The 26,487-nt window shown below is 59.8% G+C and carries 18 protein-coding genes; 12 read left to right on the top strand and 6 right to left on the bottom strand.

Annotated elements, in window-relative coordinates; all coding sequences use genetic code 11:
- Positions 1–481 precede the first annotated feature (481 nt).
- From fadB to PMI25_RS07570, 6 genes are all read left to right on the top strand, one after another.
- Positions 482–2,629, top strand: a complete 2,148-nt coding sequence (gene fadB, locus PMI25_RS07595) for a fatty acid oxidation complex subunit alpha FadB (protein WP_007961812.1) — start codon at positions 482–484, stop codon at positions 2,627–2,629.
- A 29-nt stretch (positions 2,630–2,658) separates the two neighbouring features.
- On the top strand, positions 2,659–3,834 hold the full coding sequence (gene fadA / locus PMI25_RS07590; protein WP_003226599.1) for an acetyl-CoA C-acyltransferase FadA: 1,176 nt from the start codon (positions 2,659–2,661) through the stop codon (positions 3,832–3,834).
- A 99-nt stretch (positions 3,835–3,933) separates the two neighbouring features.
- Positions 3,934–4,170, top strand: coding sequence for a DUF1653 domain-containing protein (locus tag PMI25_RS07585; protein WP_007961814.1), 237 nt, complete (start codon positions 3,934–3,936; stop codon positions 4,168–4,170).
- 114 nt (positions 4,171–4,284) lie between these two features.
- The gene (gene topA, locus PMI25_RS07580) at positions 4,285–6,915 is read left to right on the top strand and encodes a type I DNA topoisomerase (protein ID WP_007961815.1); all 2,631 of its coding nucleotides are present in this window, start codon (positions 4,285–4,287) and stop codon (positions 6,913–6,915) included.
- A gap of 143 nt (positions 6,916–7,058) precedes the next feature.
- Entirely contained in the window at positions 7,059–7,583 is a 525-nt protein-coding gene (locus PMI25_RS07575) for a DUF6586 family protein (RefSeq protein WP_007961816.1), read from the top strand.
- Positions 7,584–7,689: 106 nt separating this feature from the next.
- Positions 7,690–7,923, top strand: a complete 234-nt coding sequence (locus PMI25_RS07570) for a hypothetical protein (protein WP_003226592.1) — start codon at positions 7,690–7,692, stop codon at positions 7,921–7,923.
- 94 nt (positions 7,924–8,017) lie between these two features.
- Here the strand turns inward: PMI25_RS07570 and sulA are convergent, their stop codons facing one another.
- Both sulA and lexA read right to left on the bottom strand, forming a co-directional pair.
- Complete coding sequence (sulA, locus tag PMI25_RS07565; RefSeq protein ID WP_007961817.1) at positions 8,018–8,491, bottom strand: SOS-induced cell division inhibitor SulA; 474 nt, start codon at positions 8,489–8,491, stop codon at positions 8,018–8,020.
- A gap of 10 nt (positions 8,492–8,501) precedes the next feature.
- Positions 8,502–9,110 (bottom strand): transcriptional repressor LexA, encoded by a 609-nt coding sequence (gene lexA / locus PMI25_RS07560; protein ID WP_007961818.1) that lies wholly within the window; start codon positions 9,108–9,110, stop codon positions 8,502–8,504.
- Between the two features lie 229 nt (positions 9,111–9,339).
- On the opposite strand from lexA, the gene PMI25_RS07555 reads away from it, so the two are divergent.
- From PMI25_RS07555 to PMI25_RS07540, 4 genes are all read left to right on the top strand, one after another.
- Entirely contained in the window at positions 9,340–10,047 is a 708-nt protein-coding gene (locus tag PMI25_RS07555) for a TetR/AcrR family transcriptional regulator (RefSeq protein ID WP_007961819.1), read from the top strand.
- 170 nt (positions 10,048–10,217) lie between these two features.
- Positions 10,218–11,216, top strand: coding sequence for a beta-N-acetylhexosaminidase (gene nagZ, locus PMI25_RS07550; RefSeq protein ID WP_177325703.1), 999 nt, complete (start codon positions 10,218–10,220; stop codon positions 11,214–11,216).
- Positions 11,217–11,226: 10 nt separating this feature from the next.
- Entirely contained in the window at positions 11,227–11,964 is a 738-nt protein-coding gene (locus PMI25_RS07545; protein WP_007961822.1) for an S-methyl-5'-thioinosine phosphorylase, read from the top strand.
- A 9-nt stretch (positions 11,965–11,973) separates the two neighbouring features.
- Positions 11,974–15,267, top strand: a complete 3,294-nt coding sequence (locus PMI25_RS07540; protein WP_007961823.1) for a DEAD/DEAH box helicase — start codon at positions 11,974–11,976, stop codon at positions 15,265–15,267.
- A 79-nt stretch (positions 15,268–15,346) separates the two neighbouring features.
- Here the strand turns inward: PMI25_RS07540 and PMI25_RS07535 are convergent, their stop codons facing one another.
- From PMI25_RS07535 to mfd, 3 genes are read right to left on the bottom strand one after another with little or no spacing between them, the layout of a single operon-like run.
- Entirely contained in the window at positions 15,347–18,037 is a 2,691-nt protein-coding gene (locus PMI25_RS07535; protein WP_024164440.1) for a DEAD/DEAH box helicase, read from the bottom strand.
- Positions 18,038–18,048: 11 nt separating this feature from the next.
- Positions 18,049–18,615 carry a CsiV family protein gene (locus tag PMI25_RS07530; RefSeq protein WP_007968185.1) on the bottom strand — a complete coding sequence of 189 codons (567 nt, stop codon included), beginning with the start codon at positions 18,613–18,615 and terminating at the stop codon, positions 18,049–18,051.
- Between the two features lie 10 nt (positions 18,616–18,625).
- Positions 18,626–22,075, bottom strand: coding sequence for a transcription-repair coupling factor (gene mfd, locus PMI25_RS07525; RefSeq protein WP_007968186.1), 3,450 nt, complete (start codon positions 22,073–22,075; stop codon positions 18,626–18,628).
- A gap of 354 nt (positions 22,076–22,429) precedes the next feature.
- On the opposite strand from mfd, the gene PMI25_RS07520 reads away from it, so the two are divergent.
- Positions 22,430–23,893 (top strand): glyceraldehyde-3-phosphate dehydrogenase, encoded by a 1,464-nt coding sequence (locus tag PMI25_RS07520; RefSeq protein ID WP_003226583.1) that lies wholly within the window; start codon positions 22,430–22,432, stop codon positions 23,891–23,893.
- A gap of 173 nt (positions 23,894–24,066) precedes the next feature.
- Here the strand turns inward: PMI25_RS07520 and PMI25_RS07515 are convergent, their stop codons facing one another.
- A complete protein-coding gene (locus PMI25_RS07515) occupies positions 24,067–25,365 on the bottom strand; it encodes an MFS transporter (protein WP_007968188.1) in 1,299 nt (432 codons plus the stop codon).
- A gap of 72 nt (positions 25,366–25,437) precedes the next feature.
- Between PMI25_RS07515 and PMI25_RS07510 the strand changes: the two genes are divergently transcribed.
- A complete protein-coding gene (locus PMI25_RS07510) occupies positions 25,438–26,487 on the top strand; it encodes an FAD:protein FMN transferase (RefSeq protein WP_177325701.1) in 1,050 nt (349 codons plus the stop codon).

The raw sequence follows: 26,487 nt of genomic DNA, 5'->3' as shown, positions 1-26,487 counted from the left end.
AGCAATAAAAAGCCCGACATGATTCATCGGGCGGGGTGGCCAGGCAGGCCGGTAACTGTTTTTATCGCTGACTCGGCTTTTCGCGGTCAGCGATTCTCCCTGTAGTCCAGCCAGCGTAGCCTGTTAAACAAGGCTCGCCGGTAATTAGGGCGACTTTTCTAACTATTGATTCTATGAATGGCTTTGCATGCAGCTGCGTGTTGCGGATCTGTGTGCAACGGAAATGACCGCAAAGTCGCATTTCAACCCGTATTTTGGGCGATTGACAATTGTTGGAAATTCCGTGAAGGTGACGTACCCAAATCAAACGGGCGTATGAATTGAGCGTTTGTCTTACAGACTGCTCCTACAGAATCCCGACTATCGCGTTGGCGGGTGTGCCGGGTGGATTGGCGTCAGCATCGACGAAAAAACGTCCTGCCGAGCCATTTACCTGCGTCCGACGTGTACTGTTCAGCTTCCATATCGTGGAGATCAGTTGATGATTTACGAAGGTAAAGCCATCACGGTTAAAGCTCTTGAAAGTGGCATCGTCGAATTGAAATTCGACCTCAAGGGTGAGTCCGTCAACAAGTTCAACCGTCTTACCCTGAACGAACTGCGTCAGGCCGTGGACACCATCAAGGCAGATGCTTCGATCAAGGGCGTGATCGTCAGCAGTGGCAAGGACGTGTTCATCGTCGGCGCCGACATCACCGAATTTGTCGACAACTTCAAGCTGCCCGATGCCGAGCTGGTTGCTGGCAATCTCGAAGCCAACAAGATCTTCAGCGATTTCGAAGACCTCAACGTTCCGACCGTGGCCGCGATCAACGGCATCGCCCTGGGTGGCGGTCTGGAAATGTGCCTGGCGGCGGACTACCGCGTCATGTCGACCAAGGCCAAGATCGGTCTGCCGGAAGTCAAACTGGGCATCTACCCAGGCTTCGGCGGCACCGTGCGTCTGCCGCGTCTGATCGGCGTCGATAACGCCATCGAGTGGATTGCCGCCGGCAAGGAAAACCGCCCTGAAGACGCCCTGAAAGTCAGCGCCGTCGACGCCGTGGTTGCTCCAGAGAAGCTGCAGGAAGCGGCCCTTGAGCTGATCAAGCGCGCCATTTCCGGCGAGTTCGACTTCAAGGCCAAGCGTCAGCCAAAACTTGAAAAACTCAAGTTGAACGCCATTGAGCAAATGATGGCCTTCGAAACCGCCAAAGGTTTCGTGGCAGGGCAGGCTGGCCCGAACTACCCGGCGCCGGTCGAAGCGATCAAGACCATCCAGAAAGCCGCGAACTTCGGTCGTGACAAGGCACTGGAAGTCGAAGCTGCAGGTTTCGTCAAACTGGCCAAGACCTCTGCCGCGCAGAGCCTGATCGGCCTGTTCCTGAACGATCAGGAACTGAAGAAAAAGGCCAAGGCCTACGACGAAATCGCCAAGGACGTGAAGCAGGCAGCCGTACTCGGCGCCGGCATCATGGGTGGCGGTATCGCCTACCAGTCGGCCTCCAAAGGTACGCCGATCCTGATGAAGGACATCAACGAACACGGTATCGAGCAGGGTCTGGCCGAAGCCGCCAAACTGCTGGTTGGCCGCGTTGACAAAGGTCGCATGACCGCGGCGAAAATGGCTGAAGTACTCAACGGCATTCGCCCGACCCTGTCCTACGGCGACTTCGGTCACGTCGACCTGGTTGTTGAAGCCGTGGTCGAGAACCCGAAGGTCAAGCAAGCCGTGCTGGCTGAAGTCGAAGACAAGGTCAAAGAGGACACCATCCTCGCGTCCAACACCTCGACCATTTCCATCAGCCTGCTGGCCAAGGCCCTCAAGCGTCCGGAAAATTTCGTCGGCATGCATTTCTTCAACCCGGTGCACATGATGCCGCTGGTGGAAGTGATCCGTGGCGAGAAGTCCAGCGAGCTGGCGATTGCCACCACCGTTGCCTACGCCAAGAAAATGGGCAAGAACCCGATCGTCGTCAACGACTGCCCGGGCTTCCTGGTCAACCGCGTCCTGTTCCCGTACTTCGGCGGTTTCGCCAAACTGGTCAGCGCTGGCGTGGATTTCGTCCGCATCGACAAGGTCATGGAAAAATTCGGCTGGCCGATGGGCCCGGCGTACCTGATGGACGTGGTCGGTATCGACACCGGCCACCACGGTCGTGACGTGATGGCTGAAGGTTTCCCTGATCGCATGAAGGATGACCGTCGTTCGGCCATCGACGTGCTTTACGAAGCCAAGCGTCTGGGCCAGAAGAACGGCAAGGGCTTCTACGCCTACGAGGCCGACAAGAAAGGCAAGCAGAAGAAAGTCGCCGATCCGTCGGTGCTGGAAGTGCTCAAGCCGATCGTTTACGAGCAGCGCGAAGTCACTGACGAAGACATCATCAACTGGATGATGATCCCGCTGTGCCTGGAAACCGTGCGTTGCCTGGAAGACGGCATCGTTGAAACCGCCGCCGAAGCCGACATGGGTCTGGTCTACGGTATCGGTTTCCCTCCATTCCGTGGCGGTGCGCTGCGCTACATCGATTCGATCGGTGTTGCCGAGTTCGTTGCCCTGGCTGACCAGTACGCTGATTTGGGCGCGCTGTACCACCCGACCGCGAAGCTGCGCGAAATGGCCAAAAACGGCCAGAGCTTCTTCGGTTAAGCGCCCCCAACTAGAGTGAGAGTGAACTTATGAGCTTGAATCCTAGAGACGTCGTGATTGTCGACTTCGGTCGTACTCCGATGGGCCGCTCCAAGGGCGGCATGCACCGCAACACCCGCGCCGAAGACATGTCGGCGCACTTGATCAGCAAACTGCTGGAACGCAACGCCAAGGTCGATCCTGCTGAAGTCGAGGATGTGATCTGGGGCTGTGTGAACCAGACCCTGGAACAAGGCTGGAACATCGCGCGCATGGCGTCGCTGATGACCCAGATTCCGCACACTTCGGCCGGCCAGACCGTCAGCCGTCTGTGTGGCTCGTCGATGAGCGCTCTGCACACTGCGGCGCAAGCGATCATGACCGGTAACGGTGACGTGTTCGTGGTTGGCGGCGTCGAGCATATGGGGCACGTGAGCATGATGCACGGTGTCGATCCGAACCCGCACATGTCGCTGTACGCGGCGAAAGCCTCGGGCATGATGGGTCTGACCGCAGAAATGCTCGGCAAGATGCACGGCATCACTCGTGAGCAGCAGGACGCCTTTGGCGTGCGCTCCCATCAGCTCGCCCACAAAGCGACGGTGGAAGGCAAGTTCAAAGACGAAATCATCCCGATGCAGGGCTACGACGAAAACGGCTTCCTGAAGCTGTACGACTACGACGAAACCATTCGTCCGGAAACCACCCTGGAAAGTCTGGCGGCCCTCAAGCCTGCCTTCAATCCAAAGGGCGGCACCGTGACTGCCGGTACTTCGTCGCAGATCACCGATGGTGCTTCGTGCATGATCGTGATGTCGGCGCAACGTGCGCAGGACCTGGGGATCCAGCCGATGGCCGTGATCCGTTCGATGGCAGTGGCGGGTGTGGATCCGGCAATCATGGGCTATGGTCCAGTGCCGGCGACACAAAAAGCCCTGAAGCGTGCGGGCCTTGGCATCAACGATATCGACTTCTTCGAACTCAACGAAGCTTTCGCTGCACAGGCGCTGCCAGTGCTGAAAGATTTGAAAGTGCTCGACAAGATGAACGAGAAGGTTAACCTGCACGGCGGCGCGATCGCCCTGGGTCACCCGTTCGGTTGCTCCGGTGCCCGTATTTCCGGCACCTTGCTGAACGTGATGAAGCAGAATGGCGGCACCTTCGGGGTGGCCACTATGTGCATTGGTCTCGGCCAAGGCATCTCCACTGTCTTCGAACGCGTTTAAGCGTCTCGTCGATGGAAGCCGGGGCCAAGTGCCCCGGTTTTTGTTTTTGTGGATTTATTTTTGTATTTATTTTGAAAAAATTTGAGTGAGGGCCAAAACATGCCGATACAACCTGGGCTCTACCAACATTACAAAGGTCCGCAGTACCGCGTATTCAGTGTTGCGCGGCATTCCGAGACCGAAGAGGAAGTGGTGTTTTATCAAGCCCTGTATGGGGATTACGGCTTTTGGGTGCGCCCTTTGAGCATGTTTGTCGAGTCGGTCGAGGTTGACGGCGAGCAGGTGCCACGCTTTGCTTTGGTGCAAGCCGAACCGAGCCTTTTTTCCAAGGCATGAGGCGAGTGCGCACAGAACCCTGTGCTTGACCTCACCTTGTATCAACTATATATAGCGGTGCCGCGTCAGGCGCCAACCGCCTTTCACTTCTAGAATTCAGGAATTTTCTGATCCATGGGCAAATCGCTGGTCATTGTGGAATCCCCGGCTAAGGCCAAGACCATCAACAAGTATCTGGGCAACCAATACGTGGTGAAGTCGAGTATCGGCCATATCCGAGACCTGCCCACCAGCGGTTCGGCTAGCGCCAGCAAAGAGCCAGCCGCCAAGCGCGGCAAGGCTGCCGCGGGCGAGGGGCCGGTGCTCACGCCGAAAGAGAAGGCGCGCAAGCAACTGGTCTCGCGCATGGGGGTCGATCCCGAGCATGGCTGGAAAGCCCAGTACGAGATCCTCCCGGGCAAAGAGAAGGTCATCGAAGAGCTGCGCCGGCTCGCCAAGGATGCTGACACCATCTATCTCGCAACCGACTTGGATCGCGAGGGGGAAGCCATTGCCTGGCACCTGCGCGAAGCCATCGGTGGTGACGACAGCCGCTACAAGCGCGTGGTGTTCAACGAAATCACCAAGAAGGCGATTCAGGAAGCCTTCTCCGAGCCGGGCGAGTTGGACATCGATCGTGTGAACGCCCAGCAGGCGCGTCGTTTCCTCGACCGCGTCGTGGGTTACATGGTCTCGCCGTTGCTGTGGGCGAAAATCGCCCGTGGCCTGTCGGCCGGTCGCGTGCAATCGGTTGCCGTGAAGCTGGTGGTCGAGCGTGAGCGCGAGATTCGTGCCTTCAACCCGGAAGAGTACTGGGAAGTGCACGCTGATCTTGGCACCGCCAAGGGTTCGACCGTACGTTTCGAAGTGGCGCGCGAGAAGGGTGAAGCCTTCAAACCACTCAACGAAGCCCAGGCCATGGCCGCGCTGGAGAAGCTCAAGTCTTCCAGCTACAGCATCGTCAAGCGCGAAGACAAGCCGACCAGCAGCAAGCCGTCGGCGCCGTTCATCACGTCCACCCTGCAGCAGGCCGCGAGCAACCGCCTGGGCTTCGGCGTGAAGAAAACCATGATGATGGCCCAGCGTCTGTACGAAGCCGGCTACATCACTTACATGCGTACCGACTCGACCAACCTCTCGGCTGACGCCGTGGCGATGGCGCGCACTTACATCGAAGACGAATTCGGCAAGAAGTACCTGCCGGAAACGCCGAACGTCTACAGCAGCAAAGAAGGCGCACAAGAGGCTCACGAAGCGATTCGTCCGTCTGACGCCAACACCACGCCGAGCAAGCTGGCGGGCATGGAGCGTGATGCGGAGCGCCTCTACGAGCTGATCTGGCGCCAGTTCCTCGCTTGCCAGATGCTCCCGGCGCAATACCTGTCGACTACCGTCAGCGTTGCCGCTGGTGACTTCGAGCTGCGTGCCAAAGGCCGCATCCTCAAGTTCGACGGTTACACCCGCGTTCTGCCGCAAATCACCAAGCCTGGCGACGACGATGTTCTGCCGGACATGGCGCAGGGCGACGCGATGAAGCTGATCAAGCTCGATCCGTCGCAGCACTTCACCAAGCCGCCGGCCCGTTACTCCGAAGCGAGCCTGGTCAAGGAAATGGAAAAACGCGGCATCGGTCGTCCTTCGACCTATGCAGCGATCATTTCGACCATTCAGGATCGCGGCTACGTGACCCTGCACAACCGTCGTTTCTACTCGGAAAAGATGGGCGACATCGTCACCGAACGTCTGTCGGAGAGCTTCTCGAACCTCATGGACTACGGCTTCACCGCCGGCATGGAAGAGAACCTCGATGATGTGGCTCAGGGCGAACGCGACTGGAAAAACGTGCTGGACGAGTTCTACGGCGACTTCAAGAAGAAGCTCGAAGTGGCCGAGAACCCGGAAAGCGGCATGCGTGCCAACCAGCCGGTCATGACTGATATTCCGTGCACCACGTGCGGTCGTCCGATGCAGATCCGTACTGCATCGACCGGCGTGTTCCTCGGTTGCTCGGGTTACAGCCTGCCGCCAAAAGAGCGCTGCAAGGCCACCGTCAACCTGGTGCCAGGCGACGAGATCGCTGCGGACGACGAGGGCGAGTCGGAGTCGCTGGTGCTGCGCGGCAAGCATCGCTGCCCGATCTGCAGCACGGCGATGGACGCCTACCTGCTCGACGAGAAGCGCAAGCTGCACATCTGCGGTAACAACCCGGATTGCGCCGGTTACGAAATCGAGGAAGGCAACTATCGCATCAAGGGCTATGAAGGTCCGAGCCTGGAGTGCGACAAGTGCGGCAGCGAGATGCAGCTCAAGACTGGCCGTTTCGGTAAGTTCTTCGGTTGCACCAACCCGACCTGCAAGAACACCCGCAAACTGCTCAAGAGCGGTGACGCGGCGCCGCCGAAGATGGATCCGGTGAAGATGCCTGAGCTGAAATGCGAGAAGGTCAACGACACCTACATTCTGCGCGACGGTGCTTCCGGTCTGTTCCTGGCGGCCAGCCAGTTCCCGAAAAACCGCGAGACCCGTGCTCCGCTGGTGATCGAGATTCTGCCGCACAAGGACGAGATCGATCCGAAGTACCACTTCCTCTGCGAAGCACCGCAGAAGGACCCTGATGGTCTACCGGCAGTAATCCGTTACAGCCGCAAGACGAAGGAGCAATACGTGCAGACCGAGGTCGACGGCAAGCCTACCGGCTGGAAGGCTTACTACGACGGTGGCAAGTGGACTGTTGAAGACAAGCGCACGAAAGCCAAGGCTGAGTAAGCGTTAGCCTGATACACAAAAGGCCGCATGATGACCCTCGGGTTTCATGCGGCCTTTTTGTTTTGTGCTTGCGGTCGGATCCGTTGATCCACGACACTGTCGGGTCTGTGTGACGCAATTATTTCGCTGTGGAGACTATCGGCATGGCGCACGAACTCTATACCCGCACCAATCAGAAGATCTATTTCGCCGGCCTGTCGCTGGAAGCTCTGGCTCGCGCCGAAGAGGGGCGGGCGATGAATTCGTTGGCGTTGATTCAGGCCGGGCGTGAGTCGGCGTTGTTTCACCTCTACGGTGCGCTGTTGGGGCTGTGTCATGAGATCGCCGGTTTCTATCGTCTGCCTCAGGCCAATGCGTCGCGGGCCGAAGCGCTGTTGACTCGTGATGTTCTGGAATCGATTGCGATCCCTGAGCTGGCCGAGATGGTGGAGCTGGCTGGTAACTCTGAAACCTGGCTGGCGAAACTGCTGGCGGCGCACTCGGCGTTGTTCCAGCCGCCACGGGTGCCACACAAGCCCAAGGGCGATGTGACGCAGCCATTGATTCAGGCGGTTAATCTGGATGAAGAAGAGTCGCCGCAGGAGTTGAGTCGGGAAGAGCTGGAGAGCTGGCGGCAGCATCTCAAAGGCTTGGCCATCCGCTTTCGCGAAGGCTTGAACGAGTGCTGAGGACAATTGACACAGTGGCAATCTGAAACATGCTGCTGGTCAAGATCCCGAGCGAAGCCCGAATGATGTCTATATAATCCCTGCCTTTCGTGGAGAACAGACCTATATGCCAACGTCCTTTCTAGAAATTGTCGAGTTACCAGACGGCCGAATCGAACTGCGCAGGGCTGAGGACGAGGGTTCTCTGGTGACGCTGGATTTCTCCGAGGATGCCAAGGCGTTCCTGCAAGGCCAGCACGTGGAAATCGCCAAGGCGATGTTGAGCGTCGGCGTACAGATGGCCGGTCGTATGGTTGAAGGCGAGTTTGATAAGGAAGAAGGGCCGCGGGTTCTGCATTGAGCCCCGCCTGTCGGCGTTTGCCGGTACTGCATCAAGTCGGCTTCTCTGTCCCTGGAGAAGCCATGCGCTTCACACAGCGCGCGTTACAACAGAATCAACCCAATCGAATGTTCAGGCTCTGAGCGTCGCCCGTGCGGGCTGCGCTGATCAGTTGTTGCCGTGAACTTGTGTTCAGCGGATTGAGCCAGGTTACCACCGTATGGCTACGACCCAGGCGCAGTGCTTCGCAGGCCAGTTGCTGAGCGCTTTGCGCACCACGAGGTTGCAGTAGCAGAATGCGTTCACGGTTCAGGCCGGCCTCGCGCAGCCAGGTTTGTGTCAGGCTGGCTGGAGGGGCGATCAGCGTCAGCCAGCGCGCATCCTGATCCTCGCTCAGTTCCCGAAGGATCGGGGCCAGCAGATTCAGGCAGTTCCCGGCCGCGCCGCGCAGTGACAGCTCACTGAATACTTCCGGTTCGGCAATCCATGGGCGCTCGACCACATCTTTCAGGATCGGCGCCATCGGTTGTGCCAGAAACGCTTCAAATAAAGGCAGTTGTGTTTGCTGAGGGGTGTGTGGGAACTGCATAAAGCCTCCTTTAGCGGCGGATGACGCCGACACTCAAGCCTTCAATCACCAGTTCCTGATCTTTCAGGTCGACTTCGATAGGGCTGAACTCGGGGTTTTCGGCAATCAGCCAGACTTTGCTGCCTTCGCGCTTGAAGCGCTTGACCGTCACTTCATCGCCGATCCGTGCGACGACCACCTGGCCATTGCGTGCTTCGCGGGTTGTATGCACCGCCAGCAGATCACCGTCGAAAATGCCGATGTCCTTCATGCTCATGCCATGCACGCGCAACAGGTAGTCGGCGCGGGGATGAAAGAAGGCCGGGTTGATATTGCAGGACTCTTCGATGTGCTGCTGGGCGAGGATTGGCGCGCCGGCGGCGACCCGGCCAATGATCGGCAGGGTGGAGTCGTCAGCCTTGGCTTCGAAGCCCGGGATGCGAATGCCGCGTGAGGCACCCGGGGTCATTTCGATGGCGCCTTTGCGGGCGAGGGCTTTGAGGTGTTCCTCGGCCGCGTTCGGCGACTTGAAGCCCAGCTCCTGAGCGATTTCCGCGCGGGTTGGCGGGTAGCCGTTGTCTTCGAGGCAGCGTTTGATAAAGGCCAGAATCTCGGCTTGGCGTGGCGTCAGCTTTAGCATATTGATCGCTCTGTCTTTTTATACAGTGACTGGGATTATATACAGTGAAGCGGTCTTGGCAATGCCCGTTTTTTTGCAGGCCGCCGGACGGTCGATGGCCTTGCTGATTAATGAAGCGGGCGAGTGTGGTTAAATAGCTGACCGACCATTCCCAAAACGAACTGGCAGGCTTGACAAGGCACAGGCTGAAACGTATGTTTCAAACAAGTGTTTGTCAGGCGGAGTAGCCATGGCCCAGTCGGAAACCGTTGAACGCATTCTTGATGCTGCCGAGCAGTTGTTCGCGGAGAAAGGTTTCGCCGAAACCTCATTGCGTTTGATCACCAGCAAGGCCGGGGTAAACCTGGCGGCGGTGAACTATCATTTCGGCTCCAAGAAGGCGCTGATCCAGGCGGTTTTCTCGCGCTTCCTCGGGCCGTTCTGCATCAGCCTCGACAAGGAGCTGGAGCGGCGGCAGGCCAAGCCTGAAAACAAGCCGACGCTTGAGGAACTGCTAGAGATCCTCGTTGAGCAGGCGCTGGTGGTGCAGCCGCGCAGCGGCAACGACCTGTCGATCTTCATGCGCTTGCTCGGCCTCGCGTTCAGTCAGAGCCAGGGCCACCTGCGTCGTTATCTGGAAGACATGTACGGTAAGGTGTTCCGCCGCTATATGCTGCTGGTCAACGAAGCGGCTCCACGCATTCCTCCCATCGAGCTGTTCTGGCGCGTGCACTTCATGCTTGGCGCGGCGGCGTTCAGCATGTCCGGGATCAAGGCCTTGCGCGCGATTGCCGAGACCGATTTCGGCGTCAACACCTCGATTGAACAGGTGATGCGTCTGATGGTGCCATTCCTCGCCGCTGGCATGCGTGCCGAAACCGGTGTCACCGACCCGGCAATGGCCACTGCGCAGCTTCGCCCGCGCAGCAAATCGACCCCGGTCGCTGCCAAGGTTTAGCCGCGCACGGGTGGGCGCGGCTGCTTGTATCCGCTAAGCTAGCCGCCCATGCCGACTCTCGTTCTGAACCCGATCTTCATAGAAATTACTGACCTGCCGAGCACTGCTCACGGTAGCGATTTCTGGCGGATCGGGTTTTTCGTTTTCAAGGAATCTCTATGACTGCTGGCCTGCAAGGCTCGTTGATGGTGGACGTCGCCGGTACCTGGCTGACGGCCGAAGATCGCCAATTGTTGCGTCAGCCCGAAGTGGGCGGCCTGATCATTTTCGCGCGCAACATCGAGCATCCACGCCAAGTGCGTGAGCTCAGTGCGGCGATCCGCGCCATTCGCCCGGATCTGCTGCTGGCGGTGGACCAGGAGGGCGGTCGCGTGCAACGCCTGCGTCAGGGCTTCGTGCGCCTGCCGGCGATGCGCGCCATTGCCGACAACCCGAACGCCGAATTCCTCGCCGAACAATGCGGCTGGATCATGGCCACCGAAGTGCTGGCGGTCGGCCTCGACCTGAGTTTCGCCCCGGTACTGGATCTTGATTACCAGCGCAGCGCCGTGGTTGGCACCCGTTCGTTCGAGGGCGATCCCGAGCGCGCCGCATTACTCGCCGGCGCCTTCATCCGTGGCATGAACAGCGCGGGCATGGCCGCCACCGGCAAGCATTTCCCCGGTCACGGTTGGGCCGAGGCGGACTCCCATGTGGCGATCCCGAATGACGAGCGCAGCCTCGACGAGATCCGCGCCAACGACCTCGTCCCCTTCGCCAGACTCAGCAAACAGCTGGCCGCAGTGATGCCCGCCCACGTCATCTACCCGCAAGTCGATTCGCAGCCTGCCGGGTTCTCCCGCCGCTGGTTGCAGGACATCCTGCGCGGCGAATTTCAGTTCGACGGCGTGATCTTCAGCGACGACCTGTCGATGGCCGGCGCCCATGTGGTCGGCGACGCCGCCAGCCGGATCGAAGCCGCGTTGACTGCCGGCTGCGACATGGGCCTGGTGTGCAACGATCGCGCTGCGGCCGAGCTGGCTCTGAGTGCTGCGCAACGGATGAAGGTCACGCCGTCCCCGCGCATTGCGCGGATGCGCGGGCAGGCGTTCGCCAGTACCGATTACCGCCAGGATCCGCGCTGGCTCACTGCTATCGGCGCGCTCAAAGACGCTCAATTGATCGATTAAGGATTTTGCTATGACGGTTTACGCAATCATCGGTGGCACCGGCCTGACCCAGCTCGAAGGCTTGAGCATTCGTCAGTCGTTGGCGGTGGACACGCCCTACGGTGCGCCATCGGCCGACGTGCAGATCGGCGAATACGCCGGCAAGGAAGTGCTGTTCCTCGCCCGTCATGGCCATCCGCACCGTTTCCCGCCGCACAAGGTCAACTACCGCGCCAACCTGTGGGCGCTGAAGCAGGCCGGCGCCGAGGCGATCATCGCGGTCAACGCGGTGGGCGGGATCCATCCGGCCATGGGCACCGGGCATTTCTGCGTGCCACACCAGATCGTCGATTACACCAGCGGTCGCGAGCACACGTTTTTCGCCGATGATCTGGAGCACGTCACCCACATCGATTTCAGCTTCCCCTACAGCGAGCCACTGCGTCAGCAACTGATCGCCGCACTGGCTGCCGAAGGTTGTGAATACAGCGATCAGGGCGTGTATGCCTGCACCCAGGGCCCGCGTCTGGAAACCGTGGCCGAGATCGTGCGTCTGGAGCGCGATGGCTGCGACATCGTCGGCATGACCGGCATGCCGGAAGCGGCACTGGCCCGTGAGCTGGATCTGGATTACGCCTGTCTGTCGCTGGTGGTGAACCCGGCAGCAGGCAAGACTACGGCGGTGATTACCATGGCCGAGATCGAGCAGGCGCTGCATGACGGCATGGGCAAGGTGAAATCGACGCTCGCGCGGGTGTTGGCCAGCTAAGGGCTGTCCATGAGCATTTTCATCGAGCGGCTTAAAGGGCTGACATGGACTGACGCATTCAGTAGCAAGGCGTTGGCCAAGGCCCGCGCTTATGCTGCCGATGATCGGGTAGAGATTATCGAGATCGATGACAGGAAAATCGAGGCGTTCTGCGTCGGTTCCGAAAGTCAGGCGTATGAACAAATCATCTACCTGTCCGATGATCACCTGGGATCGGTTAATTTGCGTTGCTTATGCACCTGCCCCGTCGCGATTGATTGCAAGCACTGCGCGGCGGTGCTCTATCACCTGCAGGGCATTGACGACGATACGTCCGAAAGTGACGCACAGATCCCCTTGGGTCGGGCGCTGGAGCATTGGCTTTCGACAGTCCCCGTCCCGGCCAGGCCCGTCGACGAAGGGGCGCAAACCGCGGGCACGCGCCTGTTTTACAAACTCAAGCCCACGTCTGCGAACGGCAAGTGGCTGCTTGATATTTTCAAGGTCTATCAGCTCAAGAGCGGCGAGTTACGCGAAGTAAAACCGATGTATTCGCTGTCGGACATGCTCATGCGTCAGCCCGGTTATCTGTCCGAACTGGATCTGCGCGTCGCCAGGCTGTTGGTCGCCATGCATTCCCATCATGCCTATTACAGCGGCTATCCGCTGGAAGGCAGCAGTGGCGCGGAACTGCTGGAAATGCTCCTGCGCACCTCGCGCCTGTTCCTCGACTTCGAAAACTTGCAACCACTGACGCCGGGCGCGAAACGCATGGGGCTGTTCTCTTGGGCCGAGCAGGCCGACGGTGGGTTCCGCGCCCAGTGGAGCAGTGCCGAGGCTACGCAGGAAACCGTGCTGGCGCTGGAGCCGCTTTATTACCTCGATCGTGAGCAGCGACAGGTTGGCCCTCTGTTCAGTGAGCTGGAAGAAAAACTGGCCTGCCATTTGACCCTCGCCCCAGACATCCCCGCGCGTCAGGCCATGCAGTTCAGCCATCGCATGAGCGCGATGACCAAAATCCCGCCGCCGCACAAACTCACCGAACGAATCATCGATGACGTGTTTCCGCAGCCGCAACTGACCTTGGTCAGCGGCCGGGAGCGTTCGCGCTGGGAATACGTTCTGGAGCACCGCGCCGCTCTGGTGTTTACCTACAACGGTCATCCGGCGGTGGATCGTCATCCGGAAGTGATGATCCTCAATGGCACTGAAACCCAGCGCATTCGACGCCAGCCTGCGATGGAAAAGAAGCTGCGCCAGAGCCTGCAAAAGCACGGCTTCAAAAAAGCCACGCGCAAGAGCGCTATGGATCGTCCCGGCGAGATGTTCACCTTGCCGGATGATTCCGCCTGGCTCGGATTCATGCACGAAGGGCTTGCCACACTGCGCGCCGCGGACTGGGAAATCGAAATCAGTCCCGGCTTCCATTTCGATGTGCAGCCGGTTGAACACTGGTACGCGGAGGTTGAAGAGGAGGTCGGGCATCAATGGTTTGATCTGCAACTGGGCATCGTCGTCAATGGCGAGCGCTACAGCTTGTTGCCGATCCTTCTGCATCTGTTGCGCACCCAGCCACGTTTGCTCGACCCGGTGAATCTGGCGCAACGCAGCGACGACGAAAAACTCCTTATTGAACTCAAGCCCAGCGGTTTTGGCGACCCGGCAGGCGCCAAGGTGGCGTTGCCGCTGAGTCGGGTCAAACCGCTGATGGCGACGCTGGGCGAGCTGTACCTGGGCGGACATCAGGGCGATGCGCTGCGCTTGACTGCTCCAGACGCCGCGCGCCTGAGTATGCTCGATGGCTTGCCACTGGAATGGCAGGGCGGCGAACGCCTGCGCACTTTTGCCAAGCGGCTGCACAATTCCAGTCACACCCACATTGCTGCGCCGGCCGGCCTTAATGCGCAACTGCGCCCATATCAGCTCGAAGGCCTTGGCTGGATGCAGACTCTGCGGGAGCTGGAGGTCGGCGGCATTCTTGGCGATGACATGGGCTTGGGCAAAACCCTGCAGACCCTGGCGCATCTGCTTACGGAAAAGCACGCCGGGCGCCTCGATTGCCCGGCACTGGCGGTGATGCCGACCAGTCTGATTCCCAACTGGCTCGACGAGGCCCAGCGCTTCACGCCTCAGTTGAAGGTCCTGGCGCTGCATGGGACCGGGCGGCAAAAAGACTTCGCCAATCTCGCCGAATACGACTTGGTGCTGACCACTTACGCCTTGCTGCCCAGGGATCTTGAAACGTTGCGGCCGCAGTCGTGGAGCGTACTGATTCTCGACGAAGCGCAGAACATCAAGAACCCGCTGAGCAAAGCGGCGCAGGCCGCACGTGACTTGCAGGCCCGTCAGCGCTTATGTCTGAGCGGCACGCCACTGGAAAACCATCTCGGCGAGCTGTGGTCGCAGTTTCATTTCCTCATGCCTGGCTGGCTGGGCGACAGCAAATCCTTCAACCGCGATTACCGCACACCGATCGAGAAGCATGGCAATGTCCAGCGCATGCAGCACCTGACGGCGCGCATCAAGCCGTTTTTGCTGCGTCGCAAGAAAGATCAGGTCGCCACTGAGCTGCCGCCGAAAACCGAAATCATCCATTGGGTTGAACTCAGCGACGGCCAGCGCGACGTCTATGAAACCGTTCGCGTGGCGATGGACAAAAAAGTGCGCGACGAAATTGCCCGCAGTGGTGTGGCGCGCAGTCAGATCATTATTCTTGATGCCTTGCTCAAGCTGCGGCAGGTCTGCTGCGATCTGCGCTTGATCAACATGCCGCTTACGGCGAAGGCATTGCGCTCGGGCAGCGGCAAGCTGATCAGCCTGATGGAGATGCTCGAAGAGTTGCTCGGCGAAGGTCGGCGCATCCTGCTGTTCTCCCAGTTCACTTCGATGCTGGCGCTGATCGAGCAGGAGTTGCAGCAGCGCGCTATCGGTTATTCGTTGCTGACTGGCGACACAACCGATCGGCGCACGCCAGTGAAGGAATTCCAGGGCGGCAAGGTGCCGTTGTTCCTCATCAGCCTCAAGGCTGGCGGTACCGGTCTGAACCTGACGGCTGCGGACACGGTGATCCACTTCGACCCGTGGTGGAACCCGGCGGTGGAGAGTCAGGCAACTGATCGCGCTTATCGTATCGGGCAGAACAATCCGGTGTTTGTTTACAAGTTGATTGCCAAAGGCACCGTGGAGGAAAAAATCCAGGCGCTGCAGCAGGAGAAGGCTGCGCTGGCCGGGGCGGTGCTGGAAGGTGGTACGACAGGTGGGTTCAAGCTGGAGCAGAGTGACATCGAGGCGCTGTTTGCGCCGCTGCCGGTTTCCAGGGGTTGACTGTCCAGGCCAGAGTTCGATATCTGCTGGCCCCATCGCTGGCTCGCCAGCGATGGCAATCTATCTGAAAGAGCACATTTCAACGCTTGTCGAACTTGTCCGGCAACGGCGCAAACAGCGCTTCGATATCATCGCTCTGCAGTTTCCAGTCCCCGGCCTTGCGCCCATCCAGCACGCCTGCTGCCAAGTCAGACTTTTCCTTCTGCAGGTGCTGAATCTTCTCTTCCACCGTGCCGCGGGCAATCATCTTGTAGACGAACACCGGCTTCTCCTGGCCGATTCGATACGCACGGTCAGTCGCCTGATTCTCGGTGGCGGGGTTCCACCACGGATCGTAATGAATCACCGTATCCGCTTCGGTCAGGTTCAAGCCGACGCCGCCAGCCTTCAAGCTGATCAGAAAGATCTGACGCTTGCCGCTCTGGAATTCCTTCACCGGCGTGCGCCGATCGCGGGTCTGACCGGTCAGCAAGGCGTAGGCCACATTGCGTTTTTTCAGTTCATCTTCGATCAGTGACAGCATCGAGGTGAACTGCGAGAACAGCAGAATTCGCCGACCTTCTTCGAACAACTCTTCGAGCATTTCCATCAGGCTGTCGAGCTTGCCCGAGGTGCTGCCGCGGGCGGGCAGGGTAGCGTCGTTGACCAGGCGCAGGTCGCAGCAGACCTGACGCAACTTGAGCAAGGCTTCAAGAATGATGATCTGGCTACGCGCCACGCCTTTGCGAGTAATTTCGTCGCGGACTTTCTTGTCCATCGCCAGGCGCATGGTCTCGTACACGTCGCGCTGGGCTTCGTTGAGATCGACCCAGTGGATGATCTCGGTCTTGGGCGGCAGTTCGGTGGCCACCTGTTCCTTGGTGCGGCGCAGCAGAAACGGTTTTATCCGCCCATTGAGGTGCTGCAGCCTGACTTCGCTGGCGCGTTTTTCGATCGGCACGCGGTAGTCGGCATTGAAGCTTTTGATATCGCCGAGCCAACCCGGTAGCAGAAAGTGGAACAGCGACCACAACTCACCGAGGTGGTTTTCCAGCGGTGTGCCACTCAGGCACAGGCGCTGGCGCGCGTTGAGTTCGCGAGCGGCCTGCGCGGCCTTGCTGTTGGGGTTCTTGATGTACTGCGCTTCGTCGAGCACCAGCACGTGCAAGGGCTGTTGTGCCAGCCGTTCGACGTCCTTGGGCAGCAGCGCATACGTGGTCAGGATCAGATCGAAGTCGGCCAGATGGTCGAAATGCTTTTTGCGGCCGGCACCGTACAGCGCGACCACTTTCAGTTGCGGCGTGAAGTGCGCAGCTTCGTCGAGCCAGTTCGGGATCAGGCTGGTGGGCATCACCACCATGCACGGTCGATCCAGGCGCCCGGCGTTTTTCTCGCTGAGAATATGCGCCAGGGTCTGTAGGGTTTTACCCAGACCCATGTCGTCCGCCAGAATGCCGCCGACCTCAAGCTGACGCAGTGACTGCATCCAGCTCAAGCCTTCGAGCTGATAAGGACGCAGCGTCGCGTTCAAGCCCTTCGGCGCTTGTGCACTGTAGTCGCGGATGTCGCGCAGGCGTTGGGCGAAACTTCGAATCTGCTCGCCGCCCTCCCACAGCAGGGGAATGCCTTCCAGCGAGTTGAGGCGTGTGGCATCGGCCTTGCTCAAGCGCAGGGTGGTTTCGCCCGGCTCCTGCAAGTAGAACTCGCCCAGCGTCGCCAGCACCGGTTTCAGTCGGCCAAGGGGCAACGCCACTTGCAGCGGCCCGTGCTCACTGTTGCGCTGTGGAATATTGACCAGAATCAGCTCGTCATCGCGGCGCCGCGCCAGGCGTTCCGGATTGAGGATTTCCGCGTGCGAGCGCATCAGATTGAGCAGGATCGGCAGCAGGCTCAGGCGTTCGCCATTGACGATGATCCCCAGTTCCAGATCGAACCAGTCGCGCTCCGGCGCCTGTTCGACGGTGGCGTACCAGTCGTCGACGGCGGTCAGGTCGAAACCGAATTCCTCGTCAATCTGCAATTCCCAGCCTTGGGTACGCAGCTTCGGCAGTTCATTGAGGGTGAACGTCAGCCAGGCACTGTCGTTAACCATCTCGTACAGCTCGCCGGCGCTTTCCGGCAGCGCTTTGCTCTGGCGCGTGGCGATACGAAAGCCGAGGATTCTTAACTGTTCGCGGTAGGACTGTTCCACCTCAGGGTGGCGTTTTATCCGCAGGGTCTGGGTTTCCTGACGGATCAGGATGTCGCTGTTTTTCTGCCCGCTGACGTATTCATCCAGATAACTGAACGACAGCGCTGCACGATGCTGGATGTAACGCTGCATCTTGCCGTTGCGCGGTTCGAATGCGCTGAACTCAACGCTGGCCAGCCACAAGCGCGGTAGTGGCTGCACGTTATCCACCAGCACTTGTGGCGGCGCCTTGGGGCTGCGGTTCTCCAGCACGGCCTGAAGCTTTTCCAGCAGTTCGGCGTCTTTCGCGGCGGCAGGGTATTCGAGGGTTTCCTGCACTTGCAGGAGTACCGCAGCGCAGTGTTTGCAGTTGTTGCGCACCGGGCAGGTACAGGTGGCGTCAACCAGCAGCAGGGTGCCTTTGGCTGACTCGCGCAAGTGAATGGTCTGACGGTAGACATTGCCACCAGAGCCTTCGCAACTGGCGGTGATGGTCGCATCGCCCACCTGCGCGATGCGTACCCGGTTCTCCAGGGCGTAGCGGCGGCCACGCTCCAGGCTCTGTTCCTTGAATCGGCTGACCCAGGAGGGTGCCAACGGTTTACTCAGGGGCGGGGACATAAGGACTTCGATCAGTCCGGAATCGCTTCAGGGGCTTGCCGAGGGGCCGGCGCCGTCAGGGACGTGATCTTGATCAGCAGGGCCAGGTGGCCGTTGTCGAGGTAGTTGAGCTGACCATTCTTGGTGTGGCTGTCCTGTTTCAGGCGTTCGCTGGCGGTGACCAGGCCGTTGGCGTCGATCTGGTTGACCCAGAAGTCGGCGTTCACGTCGGTGAAGCGCCCGAGTTTCATTTCCAGGGTGCCCTCGATCGGGAACTGACCGAACTGTTCCTTGCCGTCGCTGACGGCCACTTTGGTCGGCGCCTCGCCGAGGGTCTGCTGCCAGGCCTTGTGCATCAGCACGCTGTAATCACCGCTGGCGCTGAGTTTGCTGGCAACGTCGCCGAGCGCGGGTGTGCGCAGGCTGTCATCACCCAGGCGTTGAGCGCCGGCGGCCCAGTCTTCCGGGGCGGCACGGCTGACGATCGCCGGCACGGCGTTCTGGCGCACCAGAATCATTTCGACCTGATACAGGTCATCGGCAAACGCCATCGGTGCTACGAAAGTGAGTAGCAAAGTCAGTGAGCGAAACAGGCGCATGCGGCGTCCTTCAAACGGTTTTCGGGAGGAGGCGCTCGAACAGCGCCTCTACAGTATTAAAGCGCTCTTCCGGGCGCTCCATCGGCACCTGGAACTTGAACATCGTCGCGCCTTCGAATTTGTAGCGTTTTGGCTGAGTCTGGATCAGTTTGATCAAGGTCATCGGGTCGACCGGCGTCTGCGCGGCGAACTCGATGCGTCCACCCTGCGGGCCACCGTCGACTTTCTTGATACCCAGCTGTTCGGCCTGCAACTTCAGCGCAGTGATGCGCACCAGATTCTTGGTCGGCTCCGGCAACAGACCGAAACGGTCGATCATCTCCACTTGCAGATCCTTCAGGCCTTCCTCGTCGGTGGCTGAAGCGATGCGCTTGTACAGAATCAGGCGGGCGTGAACGTCCGGCAGGTAGTCTTCCGGAATCAGCGCCGGCACCCGCAGGTTGACCTCCGGGCCACCGCCGAGCGGTTGATCGAGGTTCGGCTGTTCGCCCTTGCGGATCGACTTCACTGCGCGCTCGAGCATTTCCATGTACAGCGTGAAACCCACGGCCTGAATCTGCCCGCTCTGGCCGTCGCCGAGCAGTTCGCCGGCGCCACGGATTTCCAGGTCGTTGGTTGCCAGCACGAAACCAGCGCCCAGATCCTGGGTGTTGGCAATCGCTTCCAGACGCTTTTCCGCATCGGACGTGATTTGCTGGCGTGGCGGGGTCAGCAGGTAGGCGTAAGCCTGGTGGTGACTGCGGCCCACGCGTCCGCGCAACTGGTGCAACTGCGCCAGACCGAACTTGTCGGCGCGCTCGATGATGATGGTGTTGGCGCTCGGCACGTCGATGCCGGTCTCGATGATGGTCGAGGCGATCAGCACGTTGAAGCGCTTGTGATAGAAGTCGCTCATCACCTGTTCGAGTTCACGTTCGCGCATCTGCCCGTGACCGATGCCGATCCGAGCTTCCGGCACCAGTTCGGCGAGATCCGCCGCGCACTTCTCGATGGTTTTGACGTCGTTGTGCAGGTAATAAACCTGCCCACCGCGCAGCAGTTCACGCAGCAGGGCCTCTTTGACCGTGCTCTTGTTCTGCTCCATGACGAAGGTGCGCACCGACAGGCGGCGCGCCGGCGGCGTGGCGATGATCGACAGATCGCGCATGCCCGACACTGCCATGTTCAGCGTGCGCGGAATCGGCGTGGCGGTCAGGGTGAGAATGTCGACTTCGCTGCGCAGGGCCTTGAGCTGTTCTTTCTGGCGGACACCGAAACGGTGTTCTTCGTCGATGATCACCAGTCCGAGGTTTTTGATCTTCACATCGTCGGACAGCAGCTTGTGCGTACCGATGACGATATCGATCTTGCCTTCGGCCAGATCGGCAATCGCCGCATTGACTTCCTTGGCCGACTTGAAGCGGCTCATCACTTCCACGGTCACCGGCCAGTCGGCGAAGCGGTCGCGGAAGCTGTTGTAGTGTTGCTGGGCGAGCAGGGTGGTCGGCACCAGAATCGCCACCTGACGCCCGCCGTGCACGGCGATGAATGCGGCACGCATCGCCACTTCGGTCTTGCCGAAACCGACGTCGCCACAGACCAGCCGGTCCATCGGTTTTGGCGCAAGCATGTCTTCGCGTACGGCTTCGATGGTGGCCTGCTGGTCCGGGGTTTCTTCGAACGGGAAACCGGCGCTGAAGGTTGCGTAATCGGCTTTCGGGTCGGCAAACGCATAGCCTTCGCGAGCGGCGCGACGGGCATAGATGTCGAGCAATTCAGCAGCGACATCGCGCACCTGTTCGGCCGCCTTGCGCTTGGCTTTCTGCCAGGTCTCGGAGCCGAGGCGGTGCAGCGGCGCCAGCGAATCATCGCTGCCGGTGTAACGGGCGATCAAGTGCAGGTTGGCCACCGGCACGTAGAGCTTGGCGTTCTCCGCATATTCCAGAGTGAGGAATTCTGCAGCCTGGTTGTCGATTTCCAGAATCGTCAGGCCCAGATAACGCCCGACACCGTGATCGATGTGCACCACCGGCGCGCCTTCGCGCAGCTCGGTGAGGTTTTTGATCACTGCATCGTTGTTGGCGTCGGCGCGTTTTTCCCGGCGACGACGCTGCATGACGCGCTGACCGAACAGCGGACTCTCCGCCACCAGCGCCAGCGCCGGGTCATCAAGCATCAAGCCTTCGTCGAGCGGGGCGATGGTGATCGCCAGGCGATCCTTGCTCGAAACGAAGTCCGGCCAACTGTCGACGGTTTTCGGCCGCAGCTTCAGCCGTTCCAGCAGCTCCAGCAGGACTTCACGCCGGCCCGCGGATTCGGCGGTGAACAGCACGCGTCCGGGGAATTCGTCGAGGAATGTCGAGAGCGCCGCCAGTGGTTGTGTGGCCTTGGCTTCGATCGCCAGGTTTGGCAGTGCCTGCGCCGGGAAGCGCTCGCGACCGGCACCGGATTCGACGTCCTGCTGACTGGCGACGACCCGTGGCCAGCTCTTGAGGCGGGCGAAGCAGTCTTCCACCGGCAGGAACAATTCCGCAGGCGGCAATAGAGGGCGCGATGGATCGACGCGGCGCTCTTCGTAGCGATTGCGCACGTCGTTCCAGAAGTTTTCTGCCGCCTGTTCGATGCCCGGCAGCGAGAACACCTGGGTGTCCTGCGGCAAGTAATCGAACAGTGTCGAGGTTTCATCGAAGAACAGCGGCAGGTAGTACTCGATGCCGGCCGGCGTAATGCCGCTGCTCAGGTCCTGGAAGATCGGGCAACGCCGGAAGTCGACGTCGAAACGCTCGCGAAACCGCGCCTTAAAGCGGGTGACCGCATCTTTCTGCAGTGGAAACTCTCGCGCCGGCAGCAGCTTGACCGATTCGACCTTGTCGATGGAACGCTGGTTTTCCGGGTCGAAGGTGCGCAGGGTTTCGATTTCGTCGTCGAACAGGTCGATGCGATAGGGCAGTTTGCTGCCCATCGGGAACAGGTCGATCAACGCGCCACGTACGGTGAACTCGCCGTGCTCGTAAACCGTATCGACGTAGCGATAGCCGCTGGCTTCGAGCCGCGCGCGCATCTGTTCGACATCGAGCTTCTGCCCGACATCCAGCACCAGACTGCTGCCGAGCAGGAATTTGGTCGGCGCCAGGCGGTGCAGGGCGGTGGTGATTGGCACTACCAGCACGCCGTGCGCCAGTTCCGGCAGTCTATAAAGGCTGGCGATGCGCTGGGAAATGATGTCCTGGTGCGGCGAGAACAGATCGTACGGCAGGGTTTCCCAGTCGGGGAAATGCAGCACGGGCAAATCCGGGGCGAAGAAACTCAGCTCCTGTTCCAGCCGTTCGGCACTCTGGCTGTCGGCGGTCAGTAGCAGGGTGAAGCGCTTGGCAGCGCTGGCAGCCTCGGCAATCGCGAGGCTGAGGGCAGCACCGGGCAGGTTGCCCCAATGCTGTTTACCTGCCGCGGCAGGGAGAAGCGGTAGACGCAGAACGGGCACGGAAGGTTGAGCTCCAGGCTTTGCGACAAAGTCGGTAATTGTAACGGCGTCCGGTGCCGGCTGTCAGTTGCAGACTGCGTCTATCTTCGCGCTTTGCGCAAAATGTAGTGGTAACCATAAAAACGAGCACTTTTTTCAGGGTTATGTAGTGCCGAAATCGACTGGTGTTACGGAGGGTTACAGATATCGTCTAACAGTCGTCGAAAAATTGACTGCGCTGGAAGCCCCGGTTTTACTGGGCTGGCGCGGGGCGTAATTTTTTTGAACGGAATTTTGTTACCGATTGCGCGACAAGCGCGCATTGCTACAAGAGGTTCTCGGCGGCATAATGTAGCCCCTTTTTTCTGCCCCTACATGTGGAAGGTTCCCGTGACTCAGAAGCCCGACCAGTGTCTTGGTGAATGGATCGACCGTGAAGCACTCGCAGAAGCGATGATTCCGCTTATCGGTCAGCTCTACCGCAATAACAACGTGGTGAGCTCGATCTATGGCCGCAGCCTGATCAACCAGTCTGTCATCGCGATTCTCAAAGCTCACCGCTTTGCTCGCCACCGTTCCTCCGACGATAGCGAACTCTCCGTCCACGAAACATTCCCTCTGCTGAAAGCCATGAGCGAGCTCAAGCTCGGCGCGGCTTCGGTAGACCTGGGCAAGTTGGCGTTCAAATTCCGCAGCGAAGGCAATGGCCGCAGCGCCGAGCAGTTCGTGCGTGAAGAACTGGCTGACGTTGTTGGCCAGCAAAACGCTTCGGCCCGCAAAGGCACCGACGTTGTGCTGTACGGCTTCGGTCGTATCGGCCGTCTGCTGGCGCGCATCCTGATCGAGAAAACCGGTGGTGGCGACGGTCTGCGTCTGCGTGCCATCGTCGTGCGCAAAGGCGCCGAAAACGACCTGACCAAACGCGCCAGCCTGCTGCGTCGCGATTCGGTACACGGTCCGTTCAACGGCACCATCGTCATCGACGAAGAAAACAACACCATCACCGCCAACGGTAACCTGATCCAGGTGATCTACGCGAAGAACCCGACCGAGGTGGATTACACCCAGTACGGCATCAAAGACGCGCTGCTGGTGGACAACACCGGTGTATGGCGTGACGCCGATGGCCTGGGTCAGCACCTGCAATGCCCAGGTGTCGCTCGCGTTGTGCTGACCGCGCCTGGCAAAGGCAAGCTGAAGAACATCGTTCACGGTATCAACCACAACGAAATCACCGCTGACGACAAGATCGTGTCCGCCGCTTCCTGCACCACCAACGCCATCGTGCCGGTGCTGAAGGCTGTGAATGACAAGTTCGGCATCATCAACGGTCACGTCGAAACCGTTCACTCGTACACCAACGACCAGAACCTGATCGACAACTTCCACAAGGGCGATCGCCGTGGCCGTTCCGCCGCGCTGAACATGGTGATCACCGAGACCGGTGCTGCCACTGCTGCTGCCAAGGCTCTGCCTGAACTGGCCGGCAAGCTGACCGGTAACGCGATCCGCGTTCCGACGCCAAACGTGTCGATGGCCATTCTCAACCTGAACCTTGAGAAAGCCGCCAGCCGTGAAGAGATGAACGAGTACCTGCGCTACATGGCGCTGCACTCCGATCTGCACAAGCAAATCGACTTCGTCAACTCGCAGGAAGTGGTGTCCACCGACTTCGTGGGTTCGCGTCACGCCGGTGTGGTCGACGCTGAAGCGACCATCGTTCAGGACAACCGTGTTGTTCTGTACGTCTGGTACGACAACGAGTTCGGCTACAGCTGCCAGGTGGTTCGCGTGATGGAAGACATGGCCGGTGTAAACCCGCCAGCGTTCCCGCGCTAAGCTTTAGCTGCAAATGAAAACGCCCCGACTTTGGTCGGGGCGTTTTTGTTTTTGGGCCTTTTAGAGCTGTGTTGTCAGTGCTGGCCCCTTCGCGAGCAAGCTCGCTCCCACACTGGATCTGTGTCGCTCAGAAAATCTCCTGTGGGAGCGAGCTTGCTCGCGAAGGCGTCCGATCAGGCGCCGCCGACTATCGAGGCTTGCGCAGTCCGCAGCTCATGTTTGTTTCCGCGAAACAGCACCAGCGTCGCAATCAACCCCAGCACCGCCGCACCGCTGAGCCAGATCCCCGGTGCCGCCTTGTTGTCGAGCACGTGAATCAGGTAGGTACAGGCCGCCGGCGTAAAGCCGCCAAAGGTCGCCGTCGCCAGGCTATAGGCCAGCGAGAAGCCGGTGGTGCGCACTTCCACCGGCATGATTTCGGTCAGCGCCACGACCATCGCGCCGTTGTACGAACCGTACAGGAACGACAGCCACAGTTCGACGATCAGCAGATGACTGAAACTCGGGTTCGCCACCAGCCACGACAGCGCCGGATAGGCGGTCAGGATCGCCAGAATGGTCGCCGCCAGCAGTAGGGGTTTGCGCCCGATCTTGTCGGACACCGCGCCCATCACCGGCAGCCAGAAGAAGTTCGACAGACCGATGCACACGGTCACCAGCAGCGCGTCGAAATCCGACAGATGCAGTTCAGCCTTGCCGAAGGTCGGGGTGTAGGCGGTGATCAGGTAGAACGAAACCGTGGTCATCACCACCAGCGCCATGCCGGCGATGACGATGCCAAAGTTCTGGCCGATCGAACGGACGATTTCCCGCAGGGTAGGGCGATGTTTACGCGCTTGGAATTCCGGGGTTTCTTCCAGGGAACGACGAATGACGAAGATCACCGGAACAATCATGCAGCCGATCAGGAACGGCACGCGCCAGCCCCAGTCACCCATCTGTTCCGGGCTCAGCCAGTGGTTGAGGCCAACCCCGAGCAACCCGGCAAAGACTACCGCTGCCTGTTGGCTGGCGGACTGCCAACTGACGAAAAAGCCCTTGCGGCCCGGCGTGGCGATTTCCGCCAGATACACCGAAACACCGCCCAGCTCGACACCGGCCGAGAAGCCTTGCAGCAAGCGACCGAACAGCACGATCAACGGCGCTGCGACACCCAGGGTGGCATAGCCCGGCACGCAGGCGATCAGGATCGTACCGGCGGCCATCAGCGCAAGGGTAATGATCAGGCCCTGGCGACGACCGTGACGGTCAATGTAGGCACCAAGGAAGATCGCGCCCAGCGGACGCATCAGGAAGCCGGCACCGAAGGTGGCCAGGGACAGCATCAGGGAAGCGAAGGCGCTGTCGGCCGGGAAGAAGGTTTTGGCGATGGCCGTGGCGTAGAAGCCGTAGACCATAAAGTCGAACATCTCGAGAAAATTGCCGCTGACAACGCGAAAAATCGCTTTGCCTTTGCCCGTGGTCGAGGACATTTTCAGTTACTCATTATTGGTTTCTTATGACGCGTTGCATCCGTTGGGGAGCGTGCGGGCCTTTGATCCATAATGGCCGGCGCGCTTTTATGGGGAGATGAAGAATTGTTCACTGGACGGTGGGTTTGGCTTGTGAGTGTGGCGGTTGTCCTCGCTGCCTGTGGCAACGGTGAGTCCATGGAAAGCTTTGGGGGGCCGACCATGGGCAGCACGTATTCGATCAAGTACGTGCGGCACTCGGGTATTGCCGAACCGGCGCAAGTTCGCCGGGAAGTGGAGGCTATCCTCGCGAAAGTGGATCGGCAGATGTCGACCTATCGCAATGACTCCGACATCGAACGTTTCAATGCCTTGCCAGCGAACAGCTGTCAGACCATGCCGGCTGCCGTGCTCGAATTGGTCCGTGTCGGCGAGCAGCTGTCGGAGCAAAGCGAAGGTTCCTACGACCTGACTGTCGAACCGCTGATGAACCTGTGGGGGTTCGGCCCGCAAGGGCGTGAAGAGACAGTCCCCGACTCCGCCGCGCTGGCCGAAACCCTGCAACGGGTCGGCTACCGCCATTTGCATGTCGACGGCGACCGCTTGTGCAAGGATGCGCCGGTGGAAGTCGACTTCAACAGCATCGCTGCCGGTTACGCCGTCGACACCATCGCCGCCCGGCTCGACGCCATGGGCATCCATGATTATCTCGCCGAAGCCACAGGCGAGCTGAAAGCCAAGGGCAAAAAACTCGACGGTTCGGCATGGCGCATCGCGCTGGAGGAGCCGCGTGACGATCAACAGGTGGCCGAACGGATCATCCAAGTGGATGGCTACGGCGTCTCCACCTCCGGTGATTACCGCAACTATTTCCTGCAAGGTGGCCGGCGTTATTCCCACACCTTCGATGCGCGTAGCGGGGCGCCGGTCCTGCACAACCTGGCGTCAGTCACGGTGATTCATCCTTCAGCGTTGATGGCCGATGGACTATCGACGCTGTTGCTGATTCTCGGGCCTGAAAGGGCCTGGGACTATGCCGAAAAACACGACATTGGTGCATTCTTCGTGATTCGTGCCGATACAGGTTTTGTTATCCGCACCAGTACGGCTTTCGAGCGCCTCAGTGGCGCAAAAGTTGACTGA

It is taken from the genome of Pseudomonas sp. GM30 (assembly GCF_000282275.2).
Taxonomy (GTDB): domain Bacteria; phylum Pseudomonadota; class Gammaproteobacteria; order Pseudomonadales; family Pseudomonadaceae; genus Aquipseudomonas.
This window is presented reverse-complemented; position numbering and strand designations above follow the sequence as displayed.